This window comes from Streptomyces sp. NPDC056361, assembly GCF_042262805.1.
Lineage (GTDB): Bacteria > Actinomycetota > Actinomycetes > Streptomycetales > Streptomycetaceae > Streptomyces.
Genome location: NZ_JBHJQI010000164.1, coordinates 1 through 19,069 on the forward strand (window position 1 = coordinate 1; position 19,069 = coordinate 19,069).

Annotated in this window: 16 protein-coding genes and 1 pseudogene; 10 read left to right on the top strand and 7 right to left on the bottom strand. The window is 74.1% G+C overall.

Annotated features, from left to right (window positions below; translation table 11 throughout):
* Positions 1-122 precede the first annotated feature (122 nt).
* Both ACFCY7_RS34775 and ACFCY7_RS34780 read left to right on the top strand, forming a co-directional pair.
* Positions 123-680 (top strand): helix-turn-helix domain-containing protein, encoded by a 558-nt coding sequence (locus tag ACFCY7_RS34775; RefSeq protein WP_376490066.1) that lies wholly within the window; start codon positions 123-125, stop codon positions 678-680.
* Positions 677-1,435, top strand: coding sequence for a helical backbone metal receptor (locus tag ACFCY7_RS34780; protein ID WP_376490067.1), 759 nt, complete (start codon positions 677-679; stop codon positions 1,433-1,435). Before ACFCY7_RS34775 ends, ACFCY7_RS34780 begins: the two co-directional genes overlap by 4 nt.
* On the opposite strand, the gene ACFCY7_RS34785 is transcribed toward ACFCY7_RS34780, so the two are convergent.
* Positions 1,362-2,543, bottom strand: a complete 1,182-nt coding sequence (locus ACFCY7_RS34785) for a TDT family transporter (protein WP_376490068.1) — start codon at positions 2,541-2,543, stop codon at positions 1,362-1,364. The two genes, ACFCY7_RS34780 and ACFCY7_RS34785, sit on opposite strands and share 74 nt — an antisense overlap.
* Before the next feature lie 70 nt (positions 2,544-2,613).
* On the opposite strand from ACFCY7_RS34785, the gene ACFCY7_RS34790 reads away from it, so the two are divergent.
* Positions 2,614-3,672 (top strand): LysR substrate-binding domain-containing protein, encoded by a 1,059-nt coding sequence (locus ACFCY7_RS34790; RefSeq protein WP_376490069.1) that lies wholly within the window; start codon positions 2,614-2,616, stop codon positions 3,670-3,672.
* Positions 3,673-3,867: 195 nt separating this feature from the next.
* Here ACFCY7_RS34790 and ACFCY7_RS34795 read toward each other — a convergent pair whose 3' ends face one another.
* A complete protein-coding gene (locus ACFCY7_RS34795) occupies positions 3,868-5,499 on the bottom strand; it encodes an amidohydrolase (RefSeq protein ID WP_376490070.1) in 1,632 nt (543 codons plus the stop codon).
* A 184-nt stretch (positions 5,500-5,683) separates the two neighbouring features.
* Positions 5,684-6,370: a TetR/AcrR family transcriptional regulator gene (locus ACFCY7_RS34800; RefSeq protein WP_376490071.1), complete on the bottom strand. Its 687-nt coding sequence runs from the start codon at positions 6,368-6,370 to the stop codon at positions 5,684-5,686.
* Positions 6,371-6,439: 69 nt separating this feature from the next.
* Here ACFCY7_RS34800 and ACFCY7_RS34805 point away from each other — a divergent pair, with 69 nt between their 5' ends.
* Both ACFCY7_RS34805 and ACFCY7_RS34810 read left to right on the top strand, forming a co-directional pair.
* A complete protein-coding gene (locus tag ACFCY7_RS34805) occupies positions 6,440-7,894 on the top strand; it encodes a purine-cytosine permease family protein (RefSeq protein WP_376490072.1) in 1,455 nt (484 codons plus the stop codon).
* Positions 7,891-9,033 carry a C45 family autoproteolytic acyltransferase/hydolase gene (locus tag ACFCY7_RS34810; protein WP_376490073.1) on the top strand — a complete coding sequence of 381 codons (1,143 nt, stop codon included), beginning with the start codon at positions 7,891-7,893 and terminating at the stop codon, positions 9,031-9,033. The genes ACFCY7_RS34805 and ACFCY7_RS34810 overlap by 4 nt, the downstream gene beginning before the upstream one ends.
* Before the next feature lie 110 nt (positions 9,034-9,143).
* Here the strand turns inward: ACFCY7_RS34810 and ACFCY7_RS34815 are convergent, their stop codons facing one another.
* The 3 genes from ACFCY7_RS34815 to ACFCY7_RS34825 all read right to left on the bottom strand — a co-directional run bounded on the left by ACFCY7_RS34815 (position 9,144) and on the right by ACFCY7_RS34825 (position 12,195).
* Entirely contained in the window at positions 9,144-9,833 is a 690-nt protein-coding gene (locus ACFCY7_RS34815; RefSeq protein ID WP_376490074.1) for a gamma-glutamyl-gamma-aminobutyrate hydrolase family protein, read from the bottom strand.
* A 45-nt stretch (positions 9,834-9,878) separates the two neighbouring features.
* Positions 9,879-11,348: an ethanolamine permease gene (gene eat, locus ACFCY7_RS34820; RefSeq protein ID WP_376490075.1), complete on the bottom strand. Its 1,470-nt coding sequence runs from the start codon at positions 11,346-11,348 to the stop codon at positions 9,879-9,881.
* 118 nt (positions 11,349-11,466) lie between these two features.
* Positions 11,467-12,195 (bottom strand): FadR/GntR family transcriptional regulator, encoded by a 729-nt coding sequence (locus tag ACFCY7_RS34825; RefSeq protein WP_376490076.1) that lies wholly within the window; start codon positions 12,193-12,195, stop codon positions 11,467-11,469.
* Between the two features lie 89 nt (positions 12,196-12,284).
* On the opposite strand from ACFCY7_RS34825, the gene ACFCY7_RS34830 reads away from it, so the two are divergent.
* From ACFCY7_RS34830 to ACFCY7_RS34845, 4 genes are all read left to right on the top strand, one after another.
* On the top strand, positions 12,285-13,649 hold the full coding sequence (locus tag ACFCY7_RS34830) for a glutamine synthetase family protein (RefSeq protein ID WP_376490077.1): 1,365 nt from the start codon (positions 12,285-12,287) through the stop codon (positions 13,647-13,649).
* Positions 13,650-13,688: 39 nt separating this feature from the next.
* A complete protein-coding gene (locus ACFCY7_RS34835) occupies positions 13,689-15,053 on the top strand; it encodes an aldehyde dehydrogenase family protein (RefSeq protein WP_376490078.1) in 1,365 nt (454 codons plus the stop codon).
* A 5-nt stretch (positions 15,054-15,058) separates the two neighbouring features.
* Positions 15,059-15,844 carry a 3-oxoacyl-ACP reductase gene (locus ACFCY7_RS34840; RefSeq protein WP_376490079.1) on the top strand — a complete coding sequence of 262 codons (786 nt, stop codon included), beginning with the start codon at positions 15,059-15,061 and terminating at the stop codon, positions 15,842-15,844.
* A 184-nt stretch (positions 15,845-16,028) separates the two neighbouring features.
* Positions 16,029-17,285: a haloacid dehalogenase-like hydrolase gene (locus ACFCY7_RS34845; RefSeq protein ID WP_376490080.1), complete on the top strand. Its 1,257-nt coding sequence runs from the start codon at positions 16,029-16,031 to the stop codon at positions 17,283-17,285.
* Between the two features lie 32 nt (positions 17,286-17,317).
* Here the strand turns inward: ACFCY7_RS34845 and ACFCY7_RS34850 are convergent, their stop codons facing one another.
* Positions 17,318-18,520, bottom strand: a complete 1,203-nt coding sequence (locus ACFCY7_RS34850) for an amino acid deaminase/aldolase (protein WP_376490081.1) — start codon at positions 18,518-18,520, stop codon at positions 17,318-17,320.
* An 83-nt stretch (positions 18,521-18,603) separates the two neighbouring features.
* Here ACFCY7_RS34850 and ACFCY7_RS34855 point away from each other — a divergent pair.
* Positions 18,604-19,069 (top strand): annotated as a pseudogene (locus tag ACFCY7_RS34855) (hypothetical protein); the annotation flags it as partial.

Below are 19,069 nucleotides of genomic sequence, written 5' to 3' on the forward strand. Positions count from 1 at the left end.
TGCTCGGCGACCGCCCCTTTTCCACACGACGAGAAACCCCGCCCCAAAGCTGCGTAAGGTTCAGGTAACCGACCGGTACACCGGTCCGAGGGACCGCGACAGGTACGAGGGAGGGAGTCGACATGGACGAGAAGGAATCACCCCGTGTGGGCGCGGCCGTCAAGAGGCGCCGCAGAGCGCTCCAGCTCACCCTGGCCGTCGTCGCCTCCCGCAGCGGCCTCTCCGTGCCCTTCCTCAGCCAGGTCGAGAACGACCGAGCCCGGCCCAGCCGCCGCTCCCTCGAACTCGTCGCCGAAGCCCTGGAGACGACGGCCGGCGAACTCCTCGCCGCCGCCGAGGCCTCCCGCACCGTCGACCTCGTGCGCTCCGGGGAGCGCCCCCCGGACCCCGCCCTGCCCGCCGGCATCCGGCAGCTCGTCCGGGGCCGCCACCAGCTGCACGCCCTGGAGTTCACCGGGGAACAGGACGCGGGGCGCGAGTTCCAGCACCGCAACGACGAGCTGCTGTACGTGGCCGACGGCGCCGCCGAGGTCGAGGCCGAAGGCCGCGCGTACCGGCTCGGCCGCGGCGACACCCTCTACCTCTCCGGCGGGGTACGGCACCGCTGGCGGGCCACCGAGCCCGGCACCCGGCTGCTCGTCGTCGCCGTCGCCGAACACGTCGAGGCCGAAGAGGAGTGAGCGACGGTACGCGGTCCCTCCCGCGGGTCGTCTCCCTCGTGCCGTCCCTGACGGAGGCGGTCGCCGTCACCCTCCCCGGCGCCCTCGTCGGCGCGACGGACTGGTGCAGCCACCCCGCCGGTCTCGCCGTCGCACGGATCGGCGGCACCAAGAACCCCGACGTCGCCGCGATCACCGCGCTCCGGCCCGACCTCGTCCTCGCCAACGAGGAGGAGAACCGGGCCCCCGACCTCGCCGCGCTGCGCGCCGCCGGCATCGACGTCCTCGTCACCGCGATCCGCACCCTCGACGAGGGCCTGCGCGAACTGGAACGGGTCCTCGCCGCCTGCGGCGCGCCCCGCCGGCCCCGCTGGCTCGACGACGCCGAGGCCGCCTGGGAGGCCGTGACACCGGTGCGGCCCGCGGCGGACGGCGGCCCGCTCACCGCCGTCGTGCCCATCTGGCGCCGCCCCTGGATGGTCCTCGGCCGCGACACCTTCGCCGGCGACCTGCTCGCCCGGCTCGGCGTCCGCAACCTGTACGGCGACCACCCCGAGCGCTATCCGCGGCTCCCGCTCGACGACCTCAGGGCCGCCGCGCCCGACCTCGTCGTCCTGCCCGACGAGCCCTACCGCTTCACGCGCGACGACGGCCCCGAGGCCTTCCCCGGGACCGCCGCGGCGCTCGTCGACGGACGCCTGCTCACCTGGTACGGGCCGTCACTGGCCGAGGCTCCGCGGGAGCTCGCCCGGGCCCTGCGAGCAGCGCACCGCTGACCAGCCCGCGCGCGGTGTGGAACCCGGCCACCAGCCAGGCCGCGACGAGGAACACGTACAGCCCGATCGCCAGCCACCGGAAGGCGGCCAGTCCGGTGTGCTGGGCCAGCCCCTCCGCGCCGGTCACACAGGTGCCGACCGGGAAGGTGAAGGCCCAGAAGGTCATCGCGAAACCCATGCCCCGCCGCCGGGCCCGCAGCACCATCGCCGCGGCCAGCGCCAGCCACAGCAGCGCGAAGCCCATCACGGGCACCCCGTAGAGGACGGCGAAGGCGGCGAAGCCGTGCGCGTACGGCTCGGGCAGCACGCCCGGGGCCGCGTCGGCGAACTTGTTCGCCGCGGTCGTCGACTGCCCCAGCGGGCCGAGGACGAGGAACAGGGTCGGGGTCAGCGCCAGGGGCAGCGGACCTCCCGTGACCAGTCGGCCGAAGACCAGCGGCAGCATCACCAGGGTCGCCAGCAGACTGATGCCGAACATCGCGTAGCAGGCGATCAGCAGCGTCTGCTGGGCCTGCCCGGCGGGCAGATGGGGTACGAGCAGCGGCCCGAGGGCGGCCGAGACCATCGGCGCGACGACCGGGAGCAGCCACACCGGGGACGCGCCCTCGATCCGGTGGTGCACCACCATCAGATACGGGACCACCACCGCCGCCGCGAGACCGACCAGCGTGCCGGCCGTGAACAGCACCGCGTCCAGGCCGAGGGCCGCCGGCAGCCCGATCCAGTCCCGGCCCACGATCACCGCCCCGCCGCCCACCGCGAGCAGTGCCATCGACAGGCATCCGTAGAACGGCGCCACGGCCGGGTCGAGCAGGTGCGCCCGGGCCTGGTCCCGGTGCCGTGCCCAGTGGACCGCCCGGGCACCCAGCAGCACCAGCAGCATCACGAGCGACAGCGCCCACACCGCCGCGCAGGCCGTACGAAGACCCGGGACGTCCACCGGGAGCGCCGCGCCCGCCGACGCCACGATCGCCGTCCCCATCACCGAGGCGTACCAGTTGGGCCCGAGATGACGGACGGAACGGACCGGAAGAACCGTGCGGGCGCCGGGGGTGGTGGCGCGGGAGGCCGGACGAGGGGCCGAGCGGGGTGTTGCGAGGCTTGCCATGGCTCCACCGTCGCCCTCTTCCCCCGCCCCCACCAGGGATCATGCGGCTATGACGTCATAAGCTGGCCTTATGAGCAGGGAGACGCGCGGACCGTGGTCGGCCGACGGGGAGCAGGGGGCGCACGGGGCGCAGGGCGCGCGGGGGGCCGAAGGCGTGCGGCGGACCCGGGGGGAGTCGGGGGCGCAGGCTGCGCGGGGGCCTCAGGGGGAGCACGGCGGGGAGCCGCGGGCCCATCTCTCCCATCGGGTCCCGGACCTCGGCGCGCTCGAACTGCTCCTCGCCGTCGCCCGGCACGGCAGCCTCGGCGCGGCCGCCCGCGAGGTCGGGATCACCCAGCCCGCCGCCAGCAGCCGCATCCGCTCCATGGAACGGCAGCTCGGCGTGGCCCTGGTCGACCGCTCGCCCCGCGGCTCACGGCTCACCGACGCGGGCGCGCTCGTCACCGACTGGGCCCGGCGCATCGTCGAGGCGGCGGAGGCCTTCGACGCGGGCGCGCAGGCGCTCCGCGGACGCCGCGACTCGCGGCTCCGGGTGGCCGCGTCCATGACGATCGCCGAGTACCTGCTGCCGGGCTGGCTGATCGCGCTCCGCGCCCAGCGCCCCGACACCGCCGTGTCCCTCCAGGCCGGCAACTCGGCCGCCGTCGCCGAACGCCTCTTCGCCGGCGACGCCGACGTCGGCTTCGTGGAGGGGCTCGCCGTACCGGACGGCCTCGACGGCGTCGTCGTCGCCCACGACCGGCTCCTCGTCGTCGTCGCCCCCTCCCATCCCTGGGCCCGCCGCCGCGGCCCGCTCGACCCGGCGGAACTCGCCGCGACCCCGCTCGTGCTGCGCGAACGCGGCTCCGGCACCCGGCAGGTCCTCGACGCGGCGCTCTCCGGCCACGGCGGGCTGGCGCAGCCGCTGCTCGAACTCGCGTCCACGACCGCGGTGAAGGCCGCTGCCGTCAGCGCCGCCGGGCCCGCGGTGCTCAGTGAGCTCGCGATCACCGAGGAGTTGGCGTCGCGCCGTCTCGTCGCCGTCCCGGTGGACGGGGTGCAGCTCCGCCGCGACCTTCGGGCCGTGTGGCCCGCGGGGCATCGGCCTACGGGCCCGGCGCGGGACCTGCTGTCGCTGACGAGGAGCTGACGCTCCCGCCGCCACCCACGTGGTGGGCGAGGCTCCCGGGCCCGAGCCCGACGGTGCCCCTGAGGACCGTGCCCGGCTGCGGGCCGGTGGGCGTTTGTGCCCACCGGCCCGTAGACGGTGCGGATCTGGTGAGGCCTGCCGGCAGACGGTGCGGACCTGCCGACGCCTGCCCGCAACCCGTGCGGACCCGCGGTGTCAGAGGTCGGTGGCGCGGAACGTCACCCGGCCGTCGAGGACGGTGAGGCGGACGGACAGGTCGGGGAGGTCGGTGGCGGAGGTGGTGAGGGGGTCGGCGGCGAGGACGGTGAGGTCGGCGCGGTAGCCGAGGGCGAGGCGGCCCGCCTCGTGCTCCTCGCCGGCGGCGTACGCGGCCGCGGTGGTCATGCCGCGCAGCGCCTCCAGGGGGGTGAGGGCCTGCTCGGGGCCGTGCGGGGCCTGGGCGAGGTCGCGGCTGGGGCGGCGGTGGCGGGCGCCGGCCATCACGCCGAGCGGGGGGAAGGGGGCGATCGGCCAGTCGGAGCCGAGGACGACGGTGGCGCCGGAGTCGGTGAGGTCGCGGCAGCGCCAGGCGCGCGAGGCGCGCTCCTCGCCGAGGCGGCGCGACCAGTTGTCGGTGTGGTCGGCGCGGGTGAAGTCGCAGCAGTGGGTGGGCTGCATGGACGCGAGGACCCCGAGCTCGGCGAAGCGGCGCAGCGTGTCGTCCGGAACCGTCTCGATGTGCTCGACCCGGTGCCGCACCCCGTCCGGGCCGCCGCCGGCCCGCGCCTTCTCGACGGAGTCGAGGACGTGCCGGACGGCCGCGTCGCCGATGGCGTGCGTCGCGGTGGCCACGCCCGCCCGGTGCAGGGTGCCGATGATGCGGGCGTACGCGGCGGGGTCCGGCCAGAACGCGTGCGTGGACTCGCCGTGGCAGTCGGGGCGCTCCAGCCACGCCGTGCCGTTGTCGATGGTCCCGTCCATGAAGAGCTTCACGCCCGCGACGCGCCACAGTGCCCCGCCGGTGCCCTGCTGCTCGATCAGGTCGCGTACGCCGTCGGCGTCGGTGCCGGGCTGGCACCAGGGCGCGACCCGCAGGCGCAGCGGCAGGTCGCCGGCCGCGTCGAGCTCCCCGTACAGGGCGAGGCTCTCGCCGTTGGCGTCCATGGCGTGGCCGCCGGTCAGTCCGGCCGCCGCCATGGCCCGCAGCGCCGTCGCGAGCCGCTCGCGGCTCTCCTCGCGCGTCGGGCGAGGGGCGACCCGTTCGACCAGTTCGCAGGCGGCGTCCTCCTGGAGCAGGCCCGTCGGGCGTCCCGCGGCGTCGCAGACGACCTCGGCGGACGCCTGGTCGAAGGTGCGCGGGCCGTCGACCCCGGCGAGTTCGAGGGCGCGGCGGCTGGCCAGCGCCGAGTGGGCGTCGAAGAGCAGCAGGAAGGCCGGGATGCCGTCCAGGACGGCGTCGAACGGGGCGATGCCCACGGGCCGGTCGCCGAACACGTTCGGGTCGAGGCCCCAGCCGAACAGCCACTCCCCGCGCCCGAGGGATCGGGTCTCCCGCGCGAGGGCCGCCCGTACGTCGTCGAGGTCGGCGCAGTACGACAGGTCGAGTCCGTGGGTCAGTTCGGCGCCCGTGACCGGGTGTACGTGGCCGTCGACGAACCCCGGGGTGACCACGGCCCCCTTGAGGTCGACGACCGTCGTGCCGGGACCGGCGAGCGCCCGGATCTCGCGGTCGTCACCCAGCGCCGCGATCTTTCCGTCGTCGGAGACGGCGAGGGCGGTATCAGGCAGGAACGCCCCCGTGCCGGGGTCGAGCAGACGGGCGGAGAGCAGGACGAGTCGGGTGCGCACGGGGGCTCCAGGGGGTGCGGGAAGGGGGAGGGTCCGGGAAGGGGGAGGGCCCGGGAAGGGGAGAGGGGGCGGGAAGGGGGCGGGGGCGGGTGTGGTGACGCGCGAGGCGGCAGGCCGGCGGGGCGGAAGGGGCGGCGGGTGAGCGGGACGGGCGAGTGCTACGAGGCCCGTCCGGCGCCGGCTCTCACGGGGACGGGGCCGGGTCCGAGGGGGTCGGGGGAGTGGCGGGCTCGACGAGGGCGGGTGCTTCGGTCAGGGCTCCGTACGGCAGTCCCAGGACGCGTTCCGCCGTGGTCACGGCCATGCGGGTCACGGCCTCGGGGAGGTCGGTGTAGTCGGTGTTGGCATGGGCGCCGAGGCCGTCGAGGACCACGAGGATCTGGATGGCGGCGGCGCGCGGGTCGTCGGTGCGGAACTCGCCGCGTTCGACGCCGTCCTGGATGACTCCCTGCAGCCGGTCGTCGGAGGCGAGTTCCTGCTCGGCGACGCGGTCGCGGAGGAGGGGGCGGTAGCGGCTGAGGTGACGGGCGTTGATCCAGAGACGGCTGATGTCGTCGTACGTGTCGCCGGCGGAGAGCGCGAAGTAGCGGGCGAGGTACTGGGTGGGGGTGCCGTGCGGCCGCTCGGCGGGCAGCAGGGCGTCGAGCTCGCCGGTGGAGGCGACGCTGAAGGCCTCGGCCACGAGGTCCTCCGCCGAGGGGAAGTAGTGGCTGATCAGACCGGGCCGTACGGCGAGCTCGTCGGCGATCCGCCGGAGGGTGACGCACTCGAGCCCCTCGGTCAGGGCGACGCGGGCCGCGGTCTCCACGATCTCGGCCCGACGGGCTTCGGGGGTTTTCCGGATTCGCTTGCGCTGGACGCTTGACGACATAACCGGGATGCTATTGAGTGTGCGACCAATAAGCAACCAGGTGGGCACCACACGCTTCCGGAGGGCCGCATGGCTTCCACGATTCCCGACCCGCTCCCAGGCGCGCAGGACGCCCGGGTCACCCCGCCGGCCGCCGACCGGCCCGGCCGCATCGAGGCCCACGGCATCGACCACATCCCCGACGGCGAACGCCACGGACACCCCCGCGAGCTCTTCTCCGTGTGGGCCGCGGCCAACGTCAACTACCTCAGCCTCGTCATCGGCGGCGCCCTCGTCCTGATGGGCCTCACGCTGGTGCAGGCCGTCGCCGTGATCGTCGTCGGCAACCTCTTCTGGCTGCTCACCGGCCTGCTCGCCACCTCCGGGCCGGCGGCGGGCGCGCCCAGTGAGGTGATCACCCGCGCCATGTACGGCGTCATGGGCAACCGCGTGAACAACGCGATCGGCGGCTGGCTCGTCTCCGTCTGCTACTTCGCCCTCAACCTCGCCGCCGCGGCCACCGCCGCCTTCGCCCTCGTCGAGAAGACCGGCATCACGGCGAACACCCCCGTCAAGGTGGCCGTCATCGTGGTCATCGCCGCGCTCACCCTGGCCATCAGCGTCTACGGGCACGCCCTGATCATCAAGCTGTACCTGCCGATCACCCTGGTCCTGGTCGGCGTCTTCACCGTGGTCGCGTTCGCGGTCCTCCGGCACGCCGACTTCTCGTACGCCCCCGCCGCGAAGCTCTCGGGCGTCGAACTCTGGGGCCTCCTCCTCGCGGGCACCACGTTGATCGCCTCGGGCCCGCTCTCGTACACGACGAGCGCCGACTTCTCCCGCTACCTGCCCCGGACGTCCTCGAAGACGGCGATCATCGGCTGGACCGCCCTCGGCGCCTTCCTGCCCAGCGTGATCGTCTGCTCGCTCGGCGCGTTCGCCGCCACCGCCGTCGACATGACCGACCCCCAGACCGCGCTCCAGACGATCCTCCCCGGCTGGTTCACCCCGGTCTTCCTGCTCGCCCTGGTCCTCGGCACGATCTCCATCAACGCCCTGACCGCCTACAGCGCGGGCCTCGCCCTCCAGGCCGTCGGCCTCCGCATCCGCCGGACCGTCAGCGTCCTCTTCGACGGCGCCGTCGCCGTCGCCCTGACCCTCTACGGCCTGCTCGTCTCCAACTTCCTCGACACCGTGAGCAACGCCCTCCAGGTGATCGTGGTCCTGATCGGCCCCCTGATGGCCGTCTACGCCACCGACATCGCGCTCCGCCGCGGCCGCTACGACGGGATCGCGCTCTCGGACGAGACCCCCGGCAGCCCCTTCTGGTACACGGCGGGCGTCAACCGCGCCGGCGCCCTCGCCGTCGCCCTGGGCGTCACCGCAGCCTCCCTCTGCGTCAACACCCTCTACACCGGCCCGGTCGCCGGCGCCCTCGACGGCGTCGACCTCTCCCTCCCGGTCGGCATGGTCGTCGCCGCGCTCGTCTACGCGCTCCTCATGCGGAACGACCGCACCGCCCTCGCCGCCCGGGCACAGGCGTGAGCGGCCGTACGCTCCTCCGGATCACCGGGGACACCCCGAGGCGCCGCGGCGAGGACCGCGGCCGCCGGGCCGGCGACGCCATCGCGCGCGCGTGGCGCGTCTACGACGAGCTCTTCACCACCGTCGCGGCCGGAAGCGCCGGAAGCGCCGGAAGCGGTCGCGCCCCGGACGTGCGCGCACTCGCCCTGCGCACCGCCGACGCCACCCGGGCCTGGGCGCCGGAGCTCGTCGAGGAGATGGAGGGCGTCGCGGAGGGAGCCGGACTCCCGTTCTGGACGATCGCCGCGCTCAACGCGCGCACCGAGATCCTCGCCGAGGCCGGCGCGCCCCGCGCGGGCGAGTGCTCCACCCTCGTCCTGACCGGCCCCCGGAGCACCGGCGGGCAGTGCTGGGACTGGCACGAGGAACTGGCCGGCGCCTGGCACCTCCAGACGGTGACCGGTGACGTCCATGGGTTCGCGGGCATCACCGAGCACGGCATCCTCGCCAAGATCGGTGTCAACGAGGCCGGTGTGGGCGTCCTCTTCAACATCCTCGGCCACACCGACGACGCGGCCACCGGAGTCCCCGTCCACCTCGTCGCCCGTCAGGTGCTCGGCACCGCGGGGTCGTTCGCGGAGGCGGTCGGGATGCTCACGGGCGCCCCGGTCTCGGCCTCCACGGTCATCACCGTGGTCACCGCGGAGCGGGCCGCGTCCGTGGAGCTCGCCCTCGCCGGTTCGGCGGTGGTCGTCCCCGACGACCGGGGCTGGCTGACCCGCACGAACCACTTCCTCGACCCGTCGCTCGCCGCCGGCGAGCTGCGCGGCCGCCGGGAACCGGAGACGTACGACCGGCACCGGCTGCTCGGCCGGCGCGTCCGGGCCCACACCGGCCCGCTCGGCCCCGACGCGCTGGTGCGGCTGCTCTCCGCCCACCGCGAGGACGGCGCCGAGGTCTGCTGCCACGCCCCCGCCGAAGGCGCGCTCGGCAGCCGCTGGGCCACGCTCGCCACGCTCGCGGTCGACCCGGCCGAGCGGCGCCTCCTGGTCCACGACGGCGGCCCCTGCACGGCCGACCCGTCGACCTGGACCCCGCTCACGGCGCCCACGCGCCCGAACGCGGCCTCGGCGGGCGCGCCCAAGGCGCCCGCGCACTGAGGTCACCCTCGGCGGGCGCGCTCACGTGCCCCCGCACGGAGGTCACCCTCGGCGCCCGAGCGCCGAGTTCAGCCCCGGCGGGCGTGTTCACCGCGCCCGCGCGCCGAGTTTCAGCCCCGGCGGGCGGCGGCCGCTGCGACGAGGCCCCGCATCACCCGGAGGTCCTCGCCCATCTCGGGGTGCCACTGCACGCCGAGGGTCCAGGACGGGGCGGCCAGCTCGACCGCCTCGACCGTGCCGTCCTCCGCGTGGGCGGAGACGGTGAGCCCCGTGGCGAGCCGGTCGACGGCCTGGTGGTGGTAGGTCGGGACCTCGGTGAGCTCGGGCACGAGGGAGGCGTAGAGGGTGCCCGGTACGGGCTTGACCGGGTGGCGGCCGATCACGCCGACCGCCTCGACGTGTCCGTCGAGGTGCTGGACGAGCGTCCCGCCGAGCGCGACGTTCAGCAGCTGCATCCCGCGGCAGATGCCGAGGAGCGGGGTGCCGGACGCCAGAGCCGCGTCGATCAGGGCCAGTTCCCAGGCGTCCCGGGCGCGGGCGGGCGGGCCGGTACGGGGGTCGGGCTCGGCCCCGTACCGTACGGGCTCGACGTCCGCCCCGCCCGCGACGACCAGCCCGTCGAGCCGGGCCACGACCGCCGCGGCGGCCTCGGGTCCGTCCGGCGGCAGCATCACGGCGAGCCCCCCGCTCTCCCGGACCAGCCACGGGTAGCGGGCGGGAAGCAGCGCGGCCTCCATGTCCCACACCCCCCAGCGGGCCTGGTCCAGATAGGTGGTCACGCCGATGAGCGGCTTGGACACGTGCTTCCTCCAGGGGTGCGGGCAGAGGGGCGGGGCGGCGGCGGGTCAGTCGCGTTCGAGCTCGGCCTCCGCCGCGGCGAGCGCCGCGAACTCCTCCTCGGGCGCGCCGGCCACCAGATGGTGCCGACTGTAGAACGCGAAGTAGGCGAGGGCGACGACGTACACCCCGAGCGCCATGAGCGCCGCCGTCCGGTCCACCAGGAAGGTCGCGACCAGCGCCGACAGGGCCAGGACGAACGCCACGGACGAGGTGACGATTCCGCCGGGCGTGCGGTACGGCCGGTGCAGCCCCGGCTCGCGGCGCCGCAGCACGATGTGGGAGAGCGCCATCAGCGCGTACGAGATGGTGGCGCCGAACACCGCGATGTTCAGCATCCGCGCCCCGTTCCCGGTCCCCGCGGCGAGCGCGAAGCCGATCGCGCCCGGGATGAGGAGGCCCAGGTAGGGCGACTTGCGGCGGCTGGTCAGGGAGAGGAAGCGGGGCAGGTAGCCGGCCCGGGAGAGGGCGAACAACTGGCGCGAGCCGGCGTAGATGAGGGAGAAGAAGGAGGCCACCAGGCCCGCGAGGCCCGCGTAGTTCACGAACCGGCTGAGCGCGGTCGGCTCCCCGTCGCCCTGGAGCGCCACGACGAGCGGGTTGCCGGCCTCCTGGACGGCCGCCGAGCCGCGCGCCCCGGTGGCGGCGAGGAACGTGACGACGGCGAGCAGGACCAGGATGCCCATGGAGATCGCGAGCGCCCTCGGCATCGACCTGACCGGGTCCTTGGCCTCCTCGGCGGCGAGCGGCACGCCCTCCACGCCGAGGAAGAACCACATGCCGAAGGGGAACGCGGCCCAGATCCCGAGCAGTCCGAAGGGCAGCCAGGAGTTCGACCCGAAGGCCTCGCCGTCGACCGGGATGTCGTTCAGGCCGTCGACGTGGAAGTCGGTGAACGCGCCGAGCGCGAAGACGACGAGCGCCGCGACCGCGATGGCCGTCACGATCAGGCTGAAGCGCAGCGCCTCGCCCACGCCCCACAGGTGGATCCCGATGAAGAGCGCGAAGCAGACGAGGTAGACCGGCCAGCCGGACTCCAGGCCGAAGAGCCCGAGGGACTCGACGTAGTCGCCGATGAAGATGGAGATGGCGGCGGGTGCGAGGACGTACTCGATGAGGATCGCGGTGCCGGTGAGGAACCCGCCCCAGGTGCCGAGCGCCCGGCGGGCGAAGCCGTAGCCGCCGCCCGCGGTGGGCAGGATGGCGGAGAGTTCGGCGAGCGCGAAGACCAGGCAGGCGTACATCGCGCCCATCAGGACGGTGGCGACGGCCAGTCCGCCGAAGCCGCCCTTCGACAGGCCGATGTTCCAGCCGGAGAAGTCCCCGGAGACCACGTACGCGACGCCCAGCCCGGTGAGCAGCAGCCAGCCCGCGCTGCCGCGGCGCAAGGCCCGCCGTTCCAGGTAGTCGTCCTTCGGCGGGGCGGTGCCCCCGGGCGTGCCTCCGGGGGTGCTCCCGGTCGTGTCTTCCAGCGTCATGGCAGCGTCAGCTCCCCGCAACGGGCCCAATGGATTGGTGCCATACCTTTGCGGTGGTCGGCGGGGGAGCGCAACCCCCGTGCGTTACTTTCGGGTTACGCGGCCGGGGGCGCCGCCCTCAGGTGAGGAACCCGCGCAGCAGCGCCGCCGTGCCCGCGCAGTGCTCCCGCATCACCTCGCGCGCCGCGTCCGCGTCCCCGTCGAGGACCGCCTCCACCAGCGCGGTGTGCTGGTGCTGGGAGTGCTCCAGGTTGCGCACGAGCAGCGGGATGCAGTCCAGGAGGTCGTTCACCGTCGCCCGGACGGCGGCGTACTGCGCGGTCAGCGTCGGCGAGCCGGAGAGCTCGGCGAGGGTGAGGTGGAGCAGGGTGTCCTGACGGCGGTAATCGGCCAGCGGGGCGTCCCGGGTCGCCGCCACGGCGGTGCGCAGCCGCTCGGCGCCGGCCGCGTCGAGGCCGTGCGCCGCGCAGAGCCCGGCGGCTCCCACGTCGAGGACCTCGCGGAAGCGAAGGGTGTCCTCCATGTCGACCGAGGCGATCCGGCGGCGCAGCTCGTCCTCGTCGGCGGTCTGGACGCGGGGCAGCACGAACGTTCCGCCGTACCGGCCGCGCCGGCTCTCCACGAGTCCCTGCTCCTGGAGGACCTTGAGGACCTCGCGCAGGGTCACCCGGCTGATCCCCATCCGGTCGGCCAGCTCCCGCTCGGCGGGCAGCCGCTCGCCGCCGGGCACGAGCCCGAGCCGCACCACCTGGAGGATCTGCTCCAGGGCCTCCTCGAAGCCGTTGCCCGCCCGCACCGGCCGCAGCACGGGCGTCAGCCGGTCCGCCGATTCACTCGTACTGGCCACGTTCTCGTTTCTCCTTCTCCGACACTTCCCAAGCAATGGTCTTCGGTAATACCTTATGGCTTCCGGCAGGCCGAAGGAGGAGCAATCCCGTGGCAGTCCGCACACCCCCGCTCACCGTCGAGGAGCTCCGCGCCCTCGTCGCGAGCGGCGAGATCGACACCGTCGTCCTGGCCTTCCCCGACATGCAGGGACGGCTCCAGGGCAAGCGGTTCGCCGCACCGTTCTTCCTGGACGAGGTCCTCGGCCACGGCACCGAGGGCTGCAACTATCTTCTGGCAGTCGACACCGAGATGAACACCGTCGACGGCTACGAGATGTCCTCCTGGGACCGCGGCTACGGCGACTTCGCGATGCACCCCGACCTCACCACCCTCCGCCGCCTCCCCTGGAACGAGGCCACCGCGATGGTGACGGCCGACCTCGCCTGGGGCGACGGCACCCCGGTCGTCGCCGCACCCCGCCAGATCCTCCGCCGCCAGCTGGAGCGCCTCGCCGAACTCGGCCTCACCGCCCACGTCGGCACGGAACTCGAGTTCATCGTCTTCCGGGACAGCTACGAGCAGGCCTGGGACGCGAACTACCGCGGCCTCACCCCCGCCAACCAGTACAACATCGACTACTCCGTCCTCGGCACCGGACGCATCGAACCCCTCCTGCGCCGCATCCGCAACGAGATGGCCGGCGCCGGACTCACCGTCGAGTCCGCCAAGGGCGAGTGCAACCCCGGCCAGCACGAGATCGCCTTCAAGTACGACGAGGCCCTCGTCACCTGCGACCAGCACGCCGTCTACAAGACCGGCGCCAAGGAGATCGCCGCCCAGGAGGGCTACTCCCTCACCTTCATGGCGAAGTACAACGAGCGCGAGGGCAACTCCTGCCACATCCACCTCTCCCTCCAGAACGCCGACGGGGAGAACGTGATGGCCGGAGACGACCCGCACGGCATGTCCGAGACCATGCGGCACTTCCTCGCCGGACAGCTCGCCGCCCTCCGCGACTTCTCCCTCCTCTACGCCCCCAACGTCAACTCCTACAAGCGGTTCCAGCCCGGCTCCTTCGCGCCCACCGCCGTCGCCTGGGGCCACGACAACCGCACCTGCTCGCTCCGGACCGTCGGCCACGGCCGCTCCACCCGCTTCGAGAACCGCCTCCCCGGCGGCGACGTCAACCCGTACCTCGCCGTCGCCGGACTGATCGCCGCCGGCCTGCACGGCATCGAGCAGCGCCTCGAACTGCCCCCGCCCTGCACCGGCAACGCGTACACCGGCGAATACGCGCACGTCCCCACCACCCTGCGCGAGGCCGCCGAACTCTGGGAGACCAGCGAGATCGCCAAGGCCGCCTTCGGCGCCGAGGTCGTCGCCCACTACCGCAACATGGCCCGCGTCGAACTCGACGCCTACGACGCCGCCGTCACCGACTGGGAACTGCGCCGCTCCTTCGAACGCCACTGACCCGGACGCCGCCGTACGCACGCCACCGAGAGGAACGAGTTGCTCCAGGTACTGAACCCGGCGACCGAGGAGCCGGTCGCCACCGTCCCCGCCGCCACCCGGGCCGACGTCGACGCCGCCGTCGCGCGCGCCACCGCCGCCCAGCGCGGCTGGGCCGCCGCGGCGCCCGCCGACCGGGCCCGGCTGCTCCGCCGCTTCGCCGCCGTCGTCGACGAGCACGTCGAGGAACTCGCCCGCCTGGAGGTCACCGAGGCCGGGCACACCATCGGCAACGCCCGCTGGGAGGCCGGCAACGTCCGCGACCTCCTCGACTACGCCGCCGGGGGAGTGGAACGCCTCAACGGCCGCCAGATCCCGGTCGCCGGCGGCCTCGACATCACGATCCTCGAACCGCTCGGGGTCGTCGGCGTCATCGCCCCCTGGAACTTCCCCATGCCGATCGCCGCCTGGGCCACCGCGCCCGCCCTCGCCGCCGGCAACGCCGTCCTCCTCAAGCCCTCCGAGACGACCCCCCTCACCGCGCTCCGCCTCGCCGAGCTCGCCCTGGAGGCCGGCCTGCCCGAAGGCCTCTTCCAGGTCCTCCCCGGCACCGGCCCCGTCGCGGGCGACGCCCTCGTCGAACACCCCGGCATCGCCAAGATCGTCTTCACCGGCTCCACCCGGGTCGGCAAGTCGATCATGGCCAAGTGCGCCGACCAGGTGAAGCGCGTCACCCTCGAACTCGGCGGCAAGAGCCCCAACATCGTCTTCGCCGACGCCGACGTCGAAGCGGCCGCCGCCGCCGCCCCGATGTCCTTCCTCGACAACAGCGGCCAGGACTGCTGCGCCCGCACCCGCATCCTCGTCCAGCGGAGCGCGTACGACCGCTTCCTGGAGCTGCTCACCCCCGCGATCGAGGAGATCGTCGTCGGAGACCCCGCCGACGAACGCACCCAGATGGGCCCGCTCATCTCCCGCGCCCAGCTCGACCGCGTCCGCTCCTACGCGGCGGACGCCACCGAGCACGCGGTCGCCATCCGGGGCAAGGCACCCGAGGGCCCCGGCTTCTGGTTCCCGCCGACCGTCCTCACCGGCATCGCCGAGGACGCCCCCTGTGCCGTCGAGGAGATCTTCGGACCCGTCGCCGTCGTCCTCCCCTTCGAGGACGAGGCCGACGCGATCCGCCTCGCCAACGCCACCGAGTACGGCCTCTCCGGCTCCCTCTGGACCCGGGACGTCGGCCGCGCCCTGCGCGTCTCCCGCGCCGTCCGGGCCGGCAACCTCTCGGTCAACTCCCACTCCAGCGTCCGCTACTGGACCCCGTTCGGCGGCTACCGGCAGTCCGGCCTCGGCCGCGAACTCGGCCCCGACGCACTGACCGCCTTCACCGAAACCAAGAACGTCTTCATCAGCACGGAGGCCTGACCCGCATGACCACCGAAGAGATCATCTGCCGCCGCCTGGTCGGCCGCACCGCCGTCATCACCGGAGCCGGCAGCGGCATCGGCCTCGCCACCGCCCGCCGCCTCGCCTCCGAGGGTGCCAACGTCGTCTGCGCCGACATCGACGAGCGGGCCGGCAAGGCCGCCGCCGAGGAGGTCGGCGGGACCTTCGTCAAGGTCGACGTCACCGACCCGGAGGAGGTCGAGGCGCTGTTCAAGACCGCCTTCGACACGTACGGCTCCGTCGACATCGCCTTCAACAACGCCGGCATCTCCCCGCCCGACGACGACTCCATCCTGGAGACCGGCCTGGAGGCCTGGAAGCGCGTCCAGGACGTCAACCTCACCTCCGTCTACCTCTGCTGCAAGGCCGCGCTGCCCTACATGCGCCGCCAGGGCAAGGGCTCCATCATCAACACCGCCTCCTTCGTCGCCATCATGGGCGCGGCCACCAGCCAGATCTCGTACACCGCCTCCAAGGGCGGCGTGCTCGCCATGTCCCGCGAACTCGGCGTCCAGTTCGCCCGCGAGGGCATCCGCGTCAACGCCCTCTGCCCCGGTCCGGTCAACACGCCGCTCCTCCAGGAGCTGTTCGCCAAGGACCCCGAGCGGGCCGCGCGCCGCCTCGTCCACATCCCCGTCGGCCGCTTCGCCGAGGCCGAGGAGATCGCCGCCGCCGTCGCCTTCCTCGCCAGCGACGACTCCTCCTTCGTCAACGCCAGCGACTTCCTCGTCGACGGCGGCATCTCCGGGGCGTACGTGACCCCCCTCTAGGCCCTCGCCGCCGCCACGCACAACCCCCACCCGACAGCCGGGCGTCGCAAGGCGCCCGGCTGTCGCGCGTACAGGCACACGTACAGGCACACGTACAGACACGTGCACAGGCACACGTACAGACACGTGCACAGGCACACGTACAGACACGCGTACTGACGCTCGTGCAGACAGGAGAGTGATCATGAACCACCGGCTCCGCACGTCCGCTGCCGCCGCTGCCGCCGCCCTCGTCCTCGCGTCGACCGGCCCCGCCTCCGCCGCCCAGGCCCGCCCCGCCGGATGCCCCACGCTGAAGACCTCCGACGGCTGGTACGGCGACAACAAGGCCCGCATCGACGCCCTGATCGCCGACCACTGCGAGGACCGGTACAAGGGCGGGAGGAAGCCCGTCGCGGTCTTCGACTGGGACAACACCGTCGTCAAGAACGACGTCGGCGACGCCACCTTCTACTGGCTCCTCCGCAACGACCGCATCCGCCCGCCCCGCGGCGGCGACTGGTCCACCACCAGCCGGTACCTCACCCCCGAGGCGGCCACCGCCCTCGCCGACGCCTGTCCCACCGGCGTCCGCACCCTCCCCACGTCCACCGACACCCGCTGCGCCGACGAACTCCTCGCCGTCTACGGCACGGGCGCCACCACCGGCGCCGAGGCCGCCTTCGCGGGCCACGACCGCCGCCGCATGGAGCCCCAGTACGCCTGGCTCGCCCAGCTCCTGCACGGCTGGACCACCCGCCAGGTCGAATCCTTCGCCGCCGCCGCCCGCGCCGAGAACCTCGCCGCCCCGCAGGGCGCCACCCAGCAGGTCGGCACCGCCCGGGTCGCCGGCTGGGTCCGCTACTACGAGCAGCAGCGCGACCTGATCGGAGCCCTCCAGCGCGCCGGCTTCGACGTCCGGATCGTCTCCGCCTCGCCCGAACCCGTCGTCGACGTCTGGGCGAAGGGCGTCGGCGTCGACCCCTCCCACACCCTCGGCATCCGCAACACCACCGAACACGGCCGCCTCACCAGCCACCTGGAGGGCTGCGGCACGGTACGGGACGGCGAGGACGCGATGATCACCTACATCGACGGCAAGCGCTGCTGGATCAACCAGGAGATCTTCGGCGTCCGCGGCCCCGCCGCCGAACGCGTCCGGCCCGCCGCCCGCCGCCAGGTGTTCGCCGCCGGCGACTCCGACACCGACGTCTCCTTCCTGCGCGACGCCACCGGCCTCCGCCTCGTCCTCAACCGCAACAAGAACGAACTCATGTGCCGGGCGTACGAGAATGGCGACGGCCGCTGGATCGTCAACCCGATGTTCATCGAGCCGAAGAAGCGGAAGGCCACCCCCTACCCCTGCGCCACCACCGGCTACACGGCGGGCGACGGCACCCCGCAGCCCGTCCGTCGCCCCGACGGCAGCATCGTCCCGGACCAGCAGGACACCGTGTTCTGACGGTGCCCCGGTGGCCTCGTGCCAGGGGCTGCCTAGAGGAAGGTCATCCCCTCGCCCCGGTACGTGGGCACGGTCGCCGTGACGCGATCACCCTCGACCAGCCGCAGGCTGTCGAACCGCTCGCACAGCTCCCCGGCCTTCGCGTGCCGGAACCAGACCTTGTCACCGATCCGCAGGTCGTCGGCGGGGGAGCCGAGCAGCGGCGTCTGCACCTCGCCGGGACCCTCCTGGGAGTCGTACCGCAGCCCCTCCGGCAGATACGGGACGGGCAGCCGGTCCGGCCCCGGGGCCCCCGACGCCGGATACCCGCCGCCGAGCACCGTCACCACACCCACACCGGGACGCCGGACCACCGGCTGCGCGAAGAGCGCGGCCGGACGGCCGCTGAACGACGTGTAGTTGTCGAAGAGACGCGGCACGAACAGCCCCGAACCCGCGGCGATCTCCGTCACCGCGTCCTCGGCCGCCGTGTGCTGCACGCTCCCGGTGCCACCGCCGTTCACGAACTCCAGGTCCGGCGCCACCGCCCGGACCGCCCGCACCACGGCCGCCCTGCGGTCCGCCAGCTCCTTACGGGCGGCCGACTGCATCAGCCGGATCGCCCGCGACCGCAGCGGCCGACCCGCGACCGCGTCACCGACACCCGCCACATGACCCTCGTACGCCATGATCCCGACCAGCCGGAACCCCGGGCGCCGCACCACCGAGCGGGCCAGCTCGGCCAACTCGGCGGGCTCGCGCAGCGGCGAGCGGCGTGCGCCGACCCGTATCCGGCCGCCCAGCAGACTCAGCGCCGTGTCGAGCTCCAGACAGACCCGGACCTCCTCCGTCCCGCCCGCGCGGGAGGCGTCGATCAGATCGAGCTGCGTCACGTCGTCGACCATCACCGTCACGGCCGCCGCCAGCTTCGGGTCCCGCGCCAGCTCCCCGAACCCCGCCCGGTCGGCCGACGGGTACGCCAGCAGCACGTCCTCGAACCCCGCCCGCGCCAGCCACAGCGACTCGCCGAGCGTGAACGACATGATCCCCGCGAAGCCCTCCCGCGCCAGCACCCGCTCCAGGAGCGCCCGGCACCGCACGGACTTGCTCGCCACCCGCACCGGCTTGCCCCCGGCCCGGCGCACCAGGTCCGCCGCGTTGGCGTCGAAGGCCTCCAGGTCGACGATCGCCACGGGCGCGTCGAGATCAGCGGTGGCCCGGTCGTAACGGGCCCGGTCGGCGGCACGCGGAGTCATGGCCCGAGCTTGCCAGACAGGTTTACGGGTGGGTAGCCCCTGGGTTCCCGTCCCCCGGGGAACAGCCCGTAGAGTGACGGGCATTGTCGACACGCGCAGGACACGATCAGGGGGACGGGCATGACCGCCGAACACCGCCCCACCGCGTCCCGCATCACCGACACCCTCCTCCCCACCCCCACCCCGCCGCAGACCCCCGCGACGGCCCCCGCGACGACTCCGCCGACCAGCCCGCCTCCGGCCTCCGCGACGGTGCCGCCGCCCGGCTCGCCTCCGGCCCCCGCGACGGCTCCTTCGGCCGGCCCGCCTCCGGCCCCCGCCCCGGGTTCCCCGGCCGCTTCCGCTTCGCCCGCCCGCCCTGCCCCGGCCCCCGCGACGGCTCCGCCGCCCGGCCCGCTTCCGGCCCCCGCCCCGGGTTCCCCGGCCGCTTCCGCTCCGCCCGCCCGCCCTGCCCCGGCCTCCGCGACGGTGCCGCCGCCCGGCCCGCTTCCGGCCCCCGCCCCGGGTTCCCCGGCCGCTTCCGCTTCGCCCGCCCGCCCTGCCCCGGCC

Excerpts from the sequence above, each read along its gene's own strand:
- ACFCY7_RS34775 (WP_376490066.1), top strand. The coding sequence starts at position 123 with ATGGACGAGAAGGAATCACCCCGTGTGGGCGCGGCCGTCAAGAGGCGC.
- eat (WP_376490075.1), bottom strand. The coding sequence starts at position 11,348 with ATGACGCTGGAAGACACGACCGGGAGCACCCCCGGAGGCACGCCCGGG.
- ACFCY7_RS34840 (WP_376490079.1), top strand. The coding sequence starts at position 15,059 with ATGACCACCGAAGAGATCATCTGCCGCCGCCTGGTCGGCCGCACCGCC.
- ACFCY7_RS34790 (WP_376490069.1), top strand. The coding sequence starts at position 2,614 with ATGAGCAGGGAGACGCGCGGACCGTGGTCGGCCGACGGGGAGCAGGGG.
- ACFCY7_RS34805 (WP_376490072.1), top strand. The coding sequence starts at position 6,440 with ATGGCTTCCACGATTCCCGACCCGCTCCCAGGCGCGCAGGACGCCCGG.
- ACFCY7_RS34800 (WP_376490071.1), bottom strand. The coding sequence starts at position 6,370 with ATGTCGTCAAGCGTCCAGCGCAAGCGAATCCGGAAAACCCCCGAAGCC.
- ACFCY7_RS34845 (WP_376490080.1), top strand. The coding sequence starts at position 16,029 with ATGAACCACCGGCTCCGCACGTCCGCTGCCGCCGCTGCCGCCGCCCTC.
- ACFCY7_RS34850 (WP_376490081.1), bottom strand. The coding sequence starts at position 18,520 with ATGACTCCGCGTGCCGCCGACCGGGCCCGTTACGACCGGGCCACCGCT.
- ACFCY7_RS34785 (WP_376490068.1), bottom strand. The coding sequence starts at position 2,543 with ATGGCAAGCCTCGCAACACCCCGCTCGGCCCCTCGTCCGGCCTCCCGC.